This window comes from Deinococcus aerolatus (genome assembly GCF_014647055.1).
In the GTDB taxonomy this organism is placed as follows: domain Bacteria; phylum Deinococcota; class Deinococci; order Deinococcales; family Deinococcaceae; genus Deinococcus; species Deinococcus aerolatus.
Genome location: NZ_BMOL01000036.1, coordinates 1 through 13,690 on the forward strand (window position 1 = coordinate 1; position 13,690 = coordinate 13,690).

General features: G+C 68.5%; 11 protein-coding genes and 1 pseudogene. 3 read left to right on the plus strand and 9 right to left on the minus strand.

What is annotated here, in order from left to right; genetic code table 11:
- Positions 1–218: 218 nt before the first annotated feature.
- Entirely contained in the window at positions 219–2,855 is a 2,637-nt protein-coding gene (locus tag IEY31_RS17895) for a GAF domain-containing protein (RefSeq protein ID WP_188974319.1), read from the plus strand.
- A 251-nt stretch (positions 2,856–3,106) separates the two neighbouring features.
- Here the strand turns inward: IEY31_RS17895 and IEY31_RS17900 are convergent, their stop codons facing one another.
- Positions 3,107–4,189, minus strand: coding sequence for a GGDEF domain-containing protein (locus IEY31_RS17900; protein ID WP_188974320.1), 1,083 nt, complete (start codon positions 4,187–4,189; stop codon positions 3,107–3,109).
- A gap of 605 nt (positions 4,190–4,794) precedes the next feature.
- Between IEY31_RS17900 and IEY31_RS17910 the strand changes: the two genes are divergently transcribed.
- Both IEY31_RS17910 and IEY31_RS17915 read left to right on the plus strand, forming a co-directional pair.
- Positions 4,795–5,304, plus strand: a complete 510-nt coding sequence (locus tag IEY31_RS17910) for a dihydrodipicolinate synthase family protein (protein WP_229723761.1) — start codon at positions 4,795–4,797, stop codon at positions 5,302–5,304.
- Complete coding sequence (locus IEY31_RS17915) at positions 5,297–5,983, plus strand: N-acetylmannosamine-6-phosphate 2-epimerase (protein ID WP_188974321.1); 687 nt, start codon at positions 5,297–5,299, stop codon at positions 5,981–5,983. The genes IEY31_RS17910 and IEY31_RS17915 overlap by 8 nt, the downstream gene beginning before the upstream one ends.
- Positions 5,984–5,987: 4 nt before the next feature.
- Here the strand turns inward: IEY31_RS17915 and IEY31_RS17920 are convergent, their stop codons facing one another.
- The 8 genes and pseudogenes from IEY31_RS17920 to IEY31_RS17955 form a co-directional block, all read right to left on the minus strand.
- On the minus strand, positions 5,988–7,010 hold the full coding sequence (locus IEY31_RS17920; protein WP_188974322.1) for an SDR family NAD(P)-dependent oxidoreductase: 1,023 nt from the start codon (positions 7,008–7,010) through the stop codon (positions 5,988–5,990).
- A 104-nt stretch (positions 7,011–7,114) separates the two neighbouring features.
- On the minus strand, positions 7,115–8,533 hold the full coding sequence (locus IEY31_RS17925) for an alkaline phosphatase family protein (RefSeq protein ID WP_188974323.1): 1,419 nt from the start codon (positions 8,531–8,533) through the stop codon (positions 7,115–7,117).
- Position 8,534: 1 nt separating this feature from the next.
- The gene (locus tag IEY31_RS17930) at positions 8,535–9,413 is read right to left on the minus strand and encodes a UbiA family prenyltransferase (RefSeq protein WP_188974324.1); all 879 of its coding nucleotides are present in this window, start codon (positions 9,411–9,413) and stop codon (positions 8,535–8,537) included.
- A complete protein-coding gene (eboE, locus tag IEY31_RS17935) occupies positions 9,403–10,602 on the minus strand; it encodes a metabolite traffic protein EboE (RefSeq protein WP_188974325.1) in 1,200 nt (399 codons plus the stop codon). The genes IEY31_RS17930 and eboE overlap by 11 nt, the downstream gene beginning before the upstream one ends.
- 1 nt (position 10,603) lies before the next feature.
- Positions 10,604–11,434, minus strand: coding sequence for a TatD family hydrolase (locus IEY31_RS17940; protein WP_188974326.1), 831 nt, complete (start codon positions 11,432–11,434; stop codon positions 10,604–10,606).
- On the minus strand, positions 11,431–11,769 hold the full coding sequence (locus IEY31_RS17945; protein WP_188974327.1) for a hypothetical protein: 339 nt from the start codon (positions 11,767–11,769) through the stop codon (positions 11,431–11,433). Before IEY31_RS17945 ends, IEY31_RS17940 begins: the two co-directional genes overlap by 4 nt.
- Complete coding sequence (locus IEY31_RS17950; protein WP_188974328.1) at positions 11,766–12,986, minus strand: 3-dehydroquinate synthase; 1,221 nt, start codon at positions 12,984–12,986, stop codon at positions 11,766–11,768. Before IEY31_RS17950 ends, IEY31_RS17945 begins: the two co-directional genes overlap by 4 nt.
- 592 nt (positions 12,987–13,578) lie before the next feature.
- A pseudogene (locus IEY31_RS17955) lies at positions 13,579–13,690 on the minus strand (IS5/IS1182 family transposase); the annotation flags it as partial.

Below are 13,690 nucleotides of genomic sequence, written 5' to 3' on the forward strand. Positions count from 1 at the left end.
AGGCACGTCGCGTCACACCCGATTCTGAACCCAGCAGATTCCCTCCCGCAATTTTGGATGGCCTGTCTTCCAGCCTCTAGGACAGCTGGCCCCACCAGGATTTCACCTCCCGCGAGTCACGAAATTCCAGGCCACGGCCCCGGAGCGCGCCTGCAGCGGCTGTTTCCAGGCCTATACTTTCCCCATGACGGTCTGCCCAATCCGCCACAGGGAGGGCCATGCACAACCCACACGGTTCCTTTCCTGACATCAAAAGCCTGAGCGAGGCTCTGGCCACGAACGTCTACGGCGTTGTTATCGCCGACGCCCAGCAGCCGGATCTGCCCATCGTGTACGTCAACCCGGCTTTTGAGCACCTGAGCGGCTACACGTCTGCCGAGGTGCTGGGGCGCAACTGCCGCTTTCTCCAGGGGCATGACCGGGACCAGGCAGCCCGGATGGAGCTGCGCGAGGCCATCGAGCACAGGCGCAGCGTCACCACCGTGCTGCGCAACTACCGCCGGGACGGCGCCCTGTTCTTTAACGAGCTGACCATCAACCCTGTTCATGACACGTCGGGAACCGTCACGCATTTCGTGGGTTTTCAGGTGGACGTGACGGCGCGGGAGGCCGCCTCCAGCCTGATGACCCACCTGCAGGACCTGACGCAGCATCTGGCCGCCGCCCGGACCCCGGACGAGGTCTTTGAGCTGATCCTGCGCGATACCCTGGACGCCCTGTGGGGCATCGGCGGCGCGGTGCTGCTGGTGCAGGGAGACCGGTTGCAGGTGGCCGCGCGGCGCGGTCAGACCGGCGTCAGCGTCTGGCAGACCGGGGACCTTGCGGGTCCTGGCCCCAGCGCCGACGCGCTGCGCCTGAACACGCCGCTGTTTTTCGGGGCGGGGGGCGAACTGGCGGCGGCCTACCCGCAGCTCGAATCCCGCACGGGCGGCGTGGCCGCCGTCGCCAGCGCGGTGGTGCCGGTGGTGGAAGGCGGCCGTCCGCTGGCCGTGATCACGCTGGACTTCAGGGAGCCGCACGACTTCACGCCCGATGAGCAGCATTTCCTCCGGACCCTGGCCGCCCAGTGTGCGCTCGCGCTGGACCGTGCCCGGCTGGCGGGCAACCTGGAACAGCAGGTGCAGGACCGCACCGCCGAACTTGAGGCCTTCGTGAACTTCACCGAGGTGGCCGGCAGCGAGACGGACGTGCTGGCGCTGGCCCGGCGGGCCATGGACGTGCTGGGCGTCCTGTTCCCCGGCTGTACCAATGCCTATTACATCCTGGAAGGGGACCTCTGGAAGGCCAGGGTCCACACCCGCGATCTGGAGACCCAGCCGCAGCTGCTGAGCAGCATCCGGGCCGGTATGGCACTGGACACCCCGGTCTTCACCGGGCCGCTGCAGACGGGTGAACCCACGTTCGTCGATGGCTGGGACGAGGAGCGCGAACAGTTCGCCCAGTCCGGCCTCTACCAGAGTGTGGCCGTGTATCCACTGTTGTTTGACGGGGCTGTGCGGGCCATGTTCGCGATTGGTCTCAAGGACCGCTCGCGCTGGTCCGATCGTGGCCAGGCCGTGTTCCGCTCGGTGGGACGCAGCCTAAGTCTCGCGCTGGAGCGCACCGAGACGGCCCGGCAACTGGAGGCGCAGAACGCCGAACTGCTGGCCCGCACGCAGGCGCTCGAGGGCTTCGCGGCCCTGACGCATGAGCTGGGACTGATGAGTGAGCCGCACGCGCTGATCCAGCGGGCGCTGGAGCTGGTGCGCTCCCTGTTGCCGCCGGGGTACGCCATCTTCTGGCAGATCAGCAGTGGCCGGTGGCAGGTGGCCGCGCAGCTGGGGGATGTGGGCAGTCCCGCGTTGCAGGCCGCCGTCGAGGCGGGCCTGCCGGTGGGGCAGGTGCCCACCCTGGATCTGCCCCACCAGACGCGCGAGCCGCTGTTCCAGGACCATTACGATCCTGCGCGTGACCTTGCCCCCGACCTGGTTGAGCACGTCTCCACTGTGGCCACCCTGCCCGTGATGGTGGGCGGCGAGGTCAGCGGCATTCTCAACGTTCCTCTGTTCGGGCAGCGCCCGTGGAGCGCCGCCGATCAGGCGGTCCTGAGGACGACGGCCCACAGTCTCGGGCTGGCCCTGGAACGCGCCGAGCATGCCCGGCAGTTGAAGGCCCAGCGAGACCTGTTGCAGGTGTCGAACGAGGAACTTGAGGCCTTCACCTACTCGGTCTCGCACGACCTGCGCACCCCGGTCCGCCACATCATCAGTTTCAGCGACCTGCTGCGCCGGTCCCTTCCCGCCCCCCTCAGTGACAAGGCCGAGCGCTACTTCGGCATCGTCCGCACCGCCGCCGACACCCTCAACACCCTGATCGACGGCATGCTCGACGTCTCCCGCGCCTCCCGCCAGCCACTGAGCCCGGTCCAGGTGGACCTGGACCGCGTGTTCGCCGCCGTCCGTCACGAGCTGAGCGTGGCCCACCCGCAGCGCCAGATCGTCTGGCAGATCGGCCCGCTGCCCACCGTCCCCGGGGACCTGAGGCTGCTGCGGCGGGTGATCACGGCGCTGCTGGACAACGCGGTCAAGTACAGCCGCGGGCGGGAGCCCGCGGTGGTCACGGTCTGGGCCGAGGACCAGGGCCACACCTGGGCGGTGTACGTGCAGGACAACGGCGTGGGATTTAACCCGCAGTACCGGGACAAGCTGTTCACGATGTTTCAGCGGCTGCACCGCCAGGAGGAGTTCGAGGGAGCGGCGGTGAGCCTGGCCAACGCGCGGCGGATCGTGACGCGGCATGGAGGCACGGTGACGGCACACGGCGAGCCGGACCTGGGCGCCACCTTCGGCTTCGTTCTGCCCAAAGCCCTACCGTGATGGCCCGTGGCTGGCCGCTGCCAATCAGCCCAAGGCAGGCTGGGCTGATCCTCTCGGTGCCAAAGAAATGGACAGGCGGGCGCGGCATGGGTGCGTTCGCGTTCCGCCTGTGGTTCGGCTCCAGGCTGGGGGGCGGGGGAGACCTGTCTTTCCTCCCACGTCGATAGGGCAGCGCTTCCGGGGCGTCCGACAGGTGCCGTGTGTCTTGCGCCTGACCCGTGAGCGCGCAGGGACGTCCAGTCACGCCCGGATCAACCCCCGAAATCCAGTCCCCAGTCCACCTGGTTGCCCACCATCCGCTGGCGCTTGGCGCGGTACATCCGGGCGTCGGCCAGGGAGAGCCACTCGTCCAGCCCCGCGTCCGGGGCCAGGTCGGAAGGCAGCCGGGCCACGCCCCCCTGCAGGCAGAGGGGACTGGTGAGGTCCGGCCAGGCCGCGGCGCGCATCCGGTGGGTCAGCTGCGTTGCCAGGGCGTCGAGCTGCCCGGGGTCTCCCCACACCAGCAGCGCAAATTCGTCGCCGCTCAGCCGGAAGGCACTATTGGGCGCTGCGAACACCTGGGTCAGCGCCTGTCCCAAGGTCGCCAGCACCACGTCGCCGACCTGATGCCCGTGCGCGTCGTTGATCTGCTTGAACTCGTGGACGTCGAGCATAATCAGATTGAGTTCGCGGCCGTCGTGGCGGGCCGTGTCCATCATCCCCGGCACATCATGGGAAAAAGCCCTGCGGTTGAGCAGGCCGGTGAGGGCGTCGGTGCGGGTCAGTTGCCTGAGTTCCTCGCGCAGCGCCGCGTTTTCCAGCGCAATGGCGACATGCTGGGCCAGCAGTTCAAGAAATTCCAGATCGGTCCTGTCGAAGGCCCCCGGCTCGTAACTCTGAATCGACAGCACGCCCGCCCGTCTGCCCTGGGTTTCCAGCGGCACGAACAGCATGGAAAGAGACTGTTGCTTCATCTTTACAGTCTCCTGGCGGATGTCCTGAACGATCCCGCCGCCCTTGAGCATGCGCCGGACCCGGGCCGGGTGCTGCGCCATGTACGCGAAGATGTGCGGCACGCAGAGGGACTCGCCATGCAGCACGCTTTCCATCAGGCCTTCAGGGCAGTAGGGCAGATGTTCGGTGAAGCGCCGCTCTCCCTCGTACATCTCCCAGCACCAGTCACCGTCCGGCTGCCGCAGGGCCAGCAGGGTGACGTGGGCGGGAAACAGTGTGCCGACCTGCTGATGCACTGCCTGCACCACCGCCTCGACCTCGTGGCTGTTGCGGGCCAGCGAGGCCAGCACCTGCACCAGCTGGCTGTAACGTGAAAGGAGAGTGGTCTCGGACCTCGGCATGCATGGACTCCAGAATCGATTGGGCGGTCAGGTGGGCTGCGGGCAGGGGAAGCTGGACATCACCCTGGTGGGTCTCCAGGTATCCCCTTACTATGCCGTACCAACGTGTCCTGGAGGGAAGATGTCAGCATGTTCTCTACAAGGCGGCACGCCCCGCGCTCCGCTCAGGCCGGCCCGTTCCAGCAGCCTGGGTGGCCACCTCGGGCACCTCTGTCAACACAGGCCAGAGGCAAGGCGGACTGGGCTGTGCTGTGGCATCCGCAGTGCCCCCGGCCCGACTGGCATGCCCGGGGCAACGCTGTTCCACCCCACTGACCACATGTGCCCAGTATCGCCACCCGGCTCTTTCATTGTTCGCACAGCGCAGGGACCGGCGAACGCGTGAGGCACAGCGCAGGTTCGGACCGTCCCGGCAGGGGACCGCCCCCGAAGCGGCGGATCAGTTCGGCCTGGGGCACTCGAGGTTACGTCTGGCAGTGGATGCCCGCCGGACGGCTGTTTATCCTGACCGTGCTGGCCACCAATTTTCTGGGCGACGGCCTGCGCGACGCGCTGGAGCCCAAGGGCGAACAGTAATGCCCTCTCACCCCCCTTCGAGGATTCGCATGACCACTGCTGACTTTCCCGCCAACCTGCACGGCATCATTCCCCCCGTCATCACCCCGCTGACCCCTGACTTTCAAGTAGATGAAGCGTCCCTGCGCCGCGTCATCAAGCACCTGCTGGACGGCGGCGTCCACGGCCTGTTCCTGCTGGGCTCCACCAGCGAGGCGGTGTTCATGGACGCCCCGCAGCGCCGCGAGGTGCTGCGCATTGCGGTGGACGAGGTGGCTGGGCGCGTGCCGCTGCTGGCCGGCGTGATCGACCCCACCACCGACCGCGTGATTGCCCACGCCAGAGACGCCCGCGACGCCGGCGTGGACGGTCTGGGCGTCACCGCGCCGTTTTACGCTCGCACCAGCCAGACCGAGATTGTCGAGCACTTCCGCGCGGTGCATGAGGCCGTGGGCCTGCCGATCATGGCCTACGACATTCCCAATCTGCCGCTCAGCGCCCAGGAAACCGAGCAGGTGCGGATCATCCTGGAAGCCGAGGGGCTGCTGGTTCATGCCTGATCGCCGGATGCTGGACCAGTTGAGGGGCGGACTGGTGGTGTCCTGCCAGGCCAACCCCGACTCGCCGCTGCGCGATCCCTACATCATCAGCCGGCTGGCGCTGGCCGCCGCCAAAGGCGGGGCGGTGGGCCTGCGGATTCAGGGCTTTGAGGACGTGGCGGCGGTACGGGCTGTCACTGATCTGCCGATCATCGGCCTGACCAAGACGGACCGGGACGATACCGAGGTCTACATCACGCCCACCGCCGCCGAGGGCGTGCGGTTAGCCGAACTGGGCGCGCAGATCGTGGCGCTGGACGCCACCGCGCGGCCCCGGCCCGAACCGTTGACTGACATGTTCGCCGCTGTTCACGCGGCGGGCGCGCTGGTTATGGGTGACGTCAGCACGCTGGACGAGGCGCATGCCGCCTATGCCCAGGGCGCGGATATTGTCAGCACCACCCTGAGCGGCTACACCCCCTACAGCCGTCAGCTGGCCGGGCCAGACTGGGACCTGATGCGGGAGCTGCACGTGGCCGGGCTGCCCTTCGTGGCAGAAGGCCGATTGAACACCCCGGCCGACGCGGCGCAGGCCCTGCGTCTGGGCGCGGCGTTCGTGGTGGTGGGCAGCGCCATTACCCGCCCGGACGTGATCACCGGCTGGTTCGCGCAGGCGCTCGGGAGCCACACCCTTCCCTGATCAGTCAGACCGGACTGCCTGTCCCCCCATCCTCGTCGCCCAGCTCGTTGTAGCGCCGCTCGGCGGCGCTTTTAATGGGGTTGTGGCGGCTGATGGGAGACTCGGCCTCGTGGCCCGGCACCCCCCGGTCGCTGGCAGTGGCCGTGGGCAACAGCCGGGTGGCCAGCGCCAGCAGGTCGGCGGTGAGCTGCGGGGCCAGCGCCTGGGCGTAGCCCAGCATCACGGCCGAGCCGCCGATCAACGCCTGGGCGTCGCCGCGGACCAGGGCATCCACCATCCGGCGGGCGGCCACGTCCGCGTCCAGCGAGACCAGCGGCAGGTTGTCCACCGTGGCGAACAGCGCGTATTCCTTGCGGTGCTGGCCCTTGACGGTGGCCTGACGCGGGCTGCCGGTCCGCATCACCGTGGGGCACACCGTGGTGACGCCCACGCCGTCCCCAGCCAGTTCGGCGCGCAGCGCCTGACCCAGCCCGGTCAGGGCGAACTTGCTGACGCTGTACGGGGCCAGGTGCGGCACCGCCACCCGGCCGCCCACCGAGGACACCAGCAGCACCCGGCCGCCCCGCCGGCGCAGTTCCGGCAGGGCCAGCCGGGTCAGCCGCAGCGGCGCAAAGGTGTTGATCTCCATGCTCTGGCGGAAGTCGTCCTCGGTCATGTTGGCCAGCGGTCCGCTCTGAATCAGGCCCGCGTTGTTGACCAGCACGTCCAGGCCGCCGTGCCGGCGGATGGTCTCGGCCAGCGCGCGTACCAGATCGTCCTGCTGGGTCACGTCCCCCGTCACCGTGTGGACCCGCTCTCCTGCCCTCAGTTGCCCGGCGGCCCGTGCCAGGTCCGGCCCGGTGCGGGCCATCAGCGTGACCCGCGCCCCACGGCTCAGGAACTCGGCGGCCAGCGCCAGCCCCAGCCCGCGGGAACCGCCGGTGATCAGCACGCTCTTGTCCCTCAGGTTATAGGGGACGGTGAAGGCCCGCCGCGCGGCGACAGCCGTGACTGCCGCTGCCAGGATCAGCCATTTCGGAATTCGCATGCCCGCATTGTGGGCAGTGTCGCCGCCGCAGGGGGCGCGTCTTAAGGGCCGCCCAAGACGCGCTGAGGGCTGCAAAAGATGCGAGACAGGCCGAGCGGGTGGACTCAGCGGGCTGGCGACACGCCGGACCGGGTGCCGGCATCCACCCCCAGGTGCGCCAGAATGGCGGGGAACACGTCGGTGGCCTCCAGGGGCCGGTCTGGCAGCAGGTCGCCGCGCGAGGTGATCAGCAGCGGGCCTGCGGCCGGGTCCTCGCCCACGCGCCCGTGCGTGCCCCGCACCAGCGCGGCGTCGAAGCCGATCACGTTCAGCAGGTAGCGGAAGCCCAGCTTCTTCTTGAGCAGCGCCACGCCCGCGTTGAGTTTCGCCGGGCTGTGCGGGTCCATGAACAGTTCCACGGGGTCGTAGCCGGGCTTGCGGTGGATGTCCACGGTGCGGGCGTAATCGGGCGCCCTGGCGTCGTCGAGCCAGTGGTAGTACGTGAACCACGCGCCCTGCTCGGCCACCACCACGAAGTCCCCGGCGCGGTCATGGTCCAGGTGGCGCCGCGCCTTGCCCTCGGCGTCCAGCACCTCGGCCACGCCGGGCAGGGCCTCGAGCAGGGCCCGGACCTCGTCCAGGCGCTCAGGGTCATTGACGTAGACGTGCGCCACCTGATGATCGGCCACGGCGAAGGCGGCGCTGGCCCCCGCGTCGAGCAGCTCGCGCCCGACCTCACGGCGCACGTTGATCAGCTCGGCCTCACGCAGCGCGCGGTTGATGTGGACCGGTCGCCACGCCCGCTCGATGCCGTACTCGGACACGACCATGACCTGCACGCCCCGGCGCTCGTAGTGGTCGATCAGGTCCCCGGCCACCTGGTCAATTTCCGCGAACTGTTTGACCAGGGCGGCAGGGTCCGGGCCGTGCTGTTGCAGGCCGTAATCCAGGTGCGGCAGGTACACCAGGTTCAGCGTCGGCGCGTAGCGCTCGTCGATGTGTTTGGCGGCCTCGGCAATCCAGGCGCTGGAGGTGATGTTGGCGTTGGGGCCCCAGTAGCTGAACAGCGGGAAGGTGCCCAGCTTCGCCTGAAGCTCGTCGCGCAGTTCCTGTGGCTGGGTGTAGCAGTCGGGCAGCTTGCGGCCGTCGGCCGGATACATGGGCCGGGGCGTGACCGTGTAGTCCGCGCCCGAGTACATGTTGTACCACCAGCCGATGTTGGCGACGGTGGCACTGGGGTCGTGGGCGCGCAGGGCGTCCCACAGCTTGGGGCTCTGGATCAGGTGGTTGGACTGGCGCCAGAACTTGATCTCACGCTCGTCCTTGAAAAACCAGCCGTTGCCGACGATGCCGTGGGTGGACGGCCACTCGCCAGTCAGGTAGGTGGCCTGAACTGAGCAGGTCACGGCGGGGAGCATGGGGGCCAGCGGGGTGACCTGTCCGCGCCCCGCGAAGGCCCGCAGGCGGGGCAGGTGGTCCAGCAGGTCCGGGGTCAGGCCGACGATGTCGATCACGGCCAGACGGGGGGGGTTGGAATGGGTCATGTCAGGTTCCTTTGATGTGCTGCTGCCACCACAGGGTCAGCAGAAAGGCGGCGTAGGCGACGGGCAGCCACGCCCACGCCCCGGCGGCGGCCAGCACGGTTGCGTCGAGCAGGCACATGCCCGCGATCATCTTGCCCACCGACGCGCCGATGTTGCGCCGGAGGCCGTACACGAAGCCCAGGCTGTGGACGGTCCACGCGGCCAGCCCCAGCGCCGCGAGCCACACTGGCCACGCGAAGCCGCCCAGCAGGGCGTAGGCCACCGGCGCGGCGACCAGCGCCACCGGCCAGTAGCGCGCGGCCCAGCCCTGTGGCTTCTGGGGGCGGCCCTCGGTCTTGGCGACGTAGGTCAGCCCCGCCGTGTACGCGGCCAGCAGCAGCGCCCAGACAGTCACCCCCAGGCCGGGGGTTGGGGTCACGGCCAGCGCCGCCGTCAGGTAGACCAGGGCGCGGGTGGCGCCCATCACCACCGGACTCAGCGGATTGGTCTTGTGCCAGACGTCGTACAGCACGATCAAGGCGGCCAGCACCACGCCGCCCAGCGGGGCGCGGCCCCCGGCCAGCAGCAGCAGCGCGAAGCCTGCCGCAAACAGGACGGCGGTGATCGCCCAGGCCTCGGCCGGCGCGATCAGGCCGGAGGGCAGCGGCCGTTCGGGGCGCTCGCGGCGGTCGATCTCAAGGTCGAGCAGGTCATTGAGGTACATGCCTGCCGTGTAGAACAGCGTCATCCCCAGCGCCGCAGGCAACGCCTGACCTCCGGTCCCGCCGACCAGGGCCGCCCCGGCCAGCGCGTTGGTCACCACTGTGGGCGAGTTGGAGATGCGGGCCAGCGACAGATGCCCGCGCAGGCGGCCCGGCTGCTGCGCGGCCCTAGAGGACACCCTGCACCCACTCCAGCTCGCGCGCGATGGACTCGCCCAGCGGCCGCTTGAGTTCGGGGGGCAGCACGTCCCAGGTGTAGGTCTCGACCTCCAAGTGGCGTCCCGCCAGTTCCGGGCGCAGCTGTTCCAGCGTGCCCAGCAGCGCCGCCTGCGTGGAGCTGAAAGCTCCGGCCTGCTCCAGAAACACCGGCACGTGAAAATGCACGCGCCACTCGGTCACGTCCGGGTGGTGAATGTCGGCCAGGGCAGGCGGCAGGTCCGGGTACTGCCTCAGCCTGCCGCCCCTGGTGCGGGCCACCACCTGATGCAGGTAGGTGCCCTCCGCAAAGGGGGCCAGGGCCGCCGCCAGCGCCACGCGCTCCGGGGCGCTGTCCGGCAGCGTCAGCCGCAGCGCGGAGCTGAGCTGAATTTTCCCGATCTGCATTCCAGCCTCACGGTACAGCGCCAGCGCCTCGGCGGGGTCCTCGTACATCACGGCCACGTGGCACACGTCGAAGCACACCTGGAAGTGGTCATGCAGGTGGGCGCGGGCCGTCTGCTCAGTCACGCCCAGCCGCCCTGCAAGGAGGGCTGCGCCGCGCGTCAGCAGGTGATCCCGGTAAAAGGCCGCCAGCTCCGCGCTGCGCTGCAGCAGGCCGTCCGGCTCGGGTTCCATGTCCAGGTGGATGAAGACGCCGCTGGCCTCGCGCAGCCGCACCAGCGCCTCAATGACCTGAATCACGTGGTCAGTCAGCACGGCCCAGGTCTGCGGGTCCTCGGCGTCCACCCACGCCGCGTAGCTCAGCGGGCTGGTGCTGATGCTGCCCTCCTGGCCCTCCGGCAGCAGGGCGGCCAGAATGTCCACCAGCCGCAGGGTGTAGGCCACGCGCTCCGGGTCCCGCCAGTCCGGCGCATGCACCTGCGCCTTGACCGCCTGACCGTGGAAGGGCCCGTAGGGAAAGCCGTTCAGCGTGAACACGTACAGGCCGTGCCGGTCCAGAAAGGCCCTGAAGTCGGCCAGGGCCGTCCCGCGCAGCAGTTCCACGCTTTCCCCGCCGGACAGGCGCAGGCCCACACCGAAGGGCGCGTCCGGCGACAGGCGGGCACGCAGCGGCACGGTGTACTCTTCCAGGCTGCGCCGCACGCCGCCGATGCCGCTGGCCGGGTGGATGTTGGTGCAGTACGTCAGGTGGGCGCCGTGAACGAACACCCTACCGCCTGGCCAGGGCCGCGTCGCGCTGGGGGGGTACGAACTTCGGCGACTGGCCCAGGAAGCGCTGCGGGTTGTCCAGCACGATCTTGCGGATGGTGGCCTCGTCGTGGCCGCGGCGGCGGGCCTCGAAGATGAATTCCGGCACCGCCAGCGGCTGGCTGGGGCCCCAGTCACAGGCCGAGGCCACGATCAGGCGCTCGGAGCCGTACATCTCGATCATGTCGATGGCCCGCGCCGGCGACGCCTTGGTCTTGGGATACAGCGTGATACCGGTCCAGAAGCCGTGGCCCAGGATCAGCTCGGCGGTGTGTTCCTCGGCGTGGTCGATCATGACGCGGCCCGGTTCGATGCGGGCGTCGGCGGCCAGGGCCTCGACCATCACGCGGGTGCCCTTGTACTTGTCTTCCAGGTGCGGCGTGTGGATGTGAATCAGCTGGTGGTGCTCCAGCGCGAGTTCCACATGATCCAGAAAGGTGGCCATCTCGTTGCGGGTCACGCGGTTCAGGCCGATCTCGCCGATGCCCAGCACGGTGGGGCGCTGCAGGAATTCGGGAATGATCTTCAGGACCTGCCGGGTCAGCTCGCGGTCCTCGCCCTCCTTGGGGTTCAGGCACAGCCACGCGTAGTGCGCGATGCCGTACTCTCGTGCGCGGGCCGGCTCGAAGGTGGTGAGGTGATCGAAGTAGTCGGCGAAGGCCTCCGGCCCCAGTCGGTCGCGCCCGGACCAGAATGCGGGCTCGGTCACGGCCAGGCAGCCGCTCAGGGCCATGGCGTGGTAGTCGTCAGTGGTGCGCGACACCATGTGGGCGTGCATGTCGATGTAGTTCATTGTTCGGCCTCGCTGTCCAGGGAATGGGGACCCTCGCTCCGCTGCGGCGCGCCGTGGGCGCTCTGCGAATCGCGCAGGTCCAGCAGGGTCAGGTCCTGATCGCTCAGGCGCATCTGGGCGCGCATCACGCGGCCCGGCTGCGGCGAGACCAGTTCGTGCAGTGCGCCGCGCAGGGCACCCAGGCGAAAATCCTCAACCGCGTCGCCCGCGCCCTTGGCGCGTTCCAGCCGGTCCAGAAAGGCGGCGATGGCCAGCAGATGGGCGCGGTGCTCCATGAACGACAGGTCCAGCAGTTGAGCCTGGGTCAGCAGGCAGGTTTCGGTGTGGGCGTTCACAGGACTCCTTGGGAATGCAGGTGCAGCACCGACGGGCTGGAAGCCTGGGCCTGCAGGTCTTCCAGCACGGTGATGGCGCGGCGCAGGAGGTCATGGTCCATCTCGTGGACCTCGACAGGCTGGCCGATGCCGGTCAGCAGCGGAATAGTCAGGCGGCCGCCCAGGTGCTCGCGGAACTCGTTCAGGCCGCTCAGGACCGACCTGGGGTCCGAGGCGTCCTGCGTGCCGGTGCCCAGCTCAGGCACGTAGACGGCCAGCCCCAGCGTCCTGAGCACGTTCAGAATGCGCCGCCACGCGGCCTCGGGCAGCAGGCCATTCAGCGCCGCGTAGGTGCAGTCCAGGGCAATTCCAACCGCAACGGCCTCGCCGTGGCGCAGCCGGTAACCGCTGAGACTCTCGAGCTTGTGGGCCGCCCAGTGCCCAAAATCCAGCGGGCGCGAGGAACCCCGCTCAAAGGGGTCACCGCTGCCCGAGATGTGCTGCAGATGCAGTTCTGCGCAGCGATACACCGCGTGGTCCATGGCTTCCCGGTCCCGCGCGGCCAGCGCCGCCGCATTTGCCTCCAGCCAATCGAAAAAGGCCGTGTCCTTCAGTAGCGCGACTTTCAGGGCCTCGCTCAGGCCGCCCAGCCAGTCGCGGTCTTCCAGCGTGGTCAGGAAGGCCCGGTCATTCAGAACCGCGTGCGGCGGGGCAAAAGTGCCCAGCCAGTTCTTCTTGCCAAAGGCGTTGACGCTGTTTTTCACGCCCACCGCCGAGTCGTTCTGCGACAGCACCGTGGTGGGCACCCGCACCAGCCGCACGCCCCGGTGCGCGGTCGCGGCAGCGTATCCGACCATGTCCAGCACCGCGCCGCCGCCCACCGCGATCACGTAGGCGTGCCGGTCGATACCGTGCGCGTTAATCGCCTCGTGGATGCGTCCGACCACGTCCGGGTCACTCTTGCAGCGTTCGCCGCCGGGCACACCCAGCGGCGGCGCCACCAGACGCAGCCCCGGCTGGGCGGCGAAGTAGGTCTGGATCTGGGCCGCCAGCTCAGGAAAGGCCGCCAGCACCCCGTCGTCCACCACGCACAGCACCCTGGGGGCGTGATCCCCGCTGGGGCCAGGCCCGGCCAGCGTGTCGCGCAGCAGCGCCTGCTGCGGCTCAAAGAGGTGCTCAGTGAAATGCACCGGGTAGGTGAACGTCACCGGCACCACCTGCATGATCGTCTGGTTCATGTTTTCCTGCCTGCCCAGGCGTGCTGATCGGCGCTGGGCGTACGTATGTCGATCATTCACTTATGCTGGTCTGGACGGCATAAACGGAACGCTAACCTGAGCTTCTGATGAGGGGTTTGGGGGAGGCCAGGACGGGGAGTGTTGTGGGAAAACGCCGAACGTTCAGATGCGGCATCAGGGTGCTGACCCGTGCCAGGGGGCTGTGGCCAGAATGGAAAGTGGCCCATCCAGCACATTGGTCTTCCAGTTATAGCCGGGAAACCGACACATCCTCCGGGAGTTCTGCGGATGGTGTCGCCTGCACCGACCTGATGCCCTGACAGCGCAGCATCTGCACAAAGACCCGCACCAGCCGGGGGCGAACTGCTGGCCGGCCTGCGCTTCGATCTCCGCCAGTGCCTCGTCGAATGTCCACTGGGTCAAGGCCAGCACGGCCTGGGCCGCGGAGGTGCGGTCAGGCTGTTTAAGGTCGAGGTCGAGGGCAGTGGAGCCGTCCGGCATGACAGAGCATTTCAACTCTGCGCCTTCACCACCACAGGGCCAGTTTCTGAAACGCCCATGAAACTGGGAAACCTAGAGGCTGCCAAGAACCCTACCCAAGAAAGGGCCTGATTTTCGCCAACATGAGAACGCAATCGGCGACGAAATGAAAGCCGATAAGAGTGGAAGAAAGGCGTTCCAAATCTCGTCCCAGGCGACGAAAG

Coding starts and splice junctions, on each gene's coding strand:
- IEY31_RS17925 (WP_188974323.1), bottom strand. CDS start 8,533: ATGACCCATTCCAACCCCCCCCGTCTGGCCGTGATCGACATCGTCGGC.
- IEY31_RS17950 (WP_188974328.1), bottom strand. CDS start 12,986: ATGAACCAGACGATCATGCAGGTGGTGCCGGTGACGTTCACCTACCCG.
- IEY31_RS17915 (WP_188974321.1), top strand. CDS start 5,297: ATGCCTGATCGCCGGATGCTGGACCAGTTGAGGGGCGGACTGGTGGTG.
- IEY31_RS17920 (WP_188974322.1), bottom strand. CDS start 7,010: ATGCGAATTCCGAAATGGCTGATCCTGGCAGCGGCAGTCACGGCTGTC.
- IEY31_RS17940 (WP_188974326.1), bottom strand. CDS start 11,434: ATGAACTACATCGACATGCACGCCCACATGGTGTCGCGCACCACTGAC.
- IEY31_RS17895 (WP_188974319.1), top strand. CDS start 219: ATGCACAACCCACACGGTTCCTTTCCTGACATCAAAAGCCTGAGCGAG.
- IEY31_RS17910 (WP_229723761.1), top strand. CDS start 4,795: ATGACCACTGCTGACTTTCCCGCCAACCTGCACGGCATCATTCCCCCC.
- IEY31_RS17900 (WP_188974320.1), bottom strand. CDS start 4,189: ATGCCGAGGTCCGAGACCACTCTCCTTTCACGTTACAGCCAGCTGGTG.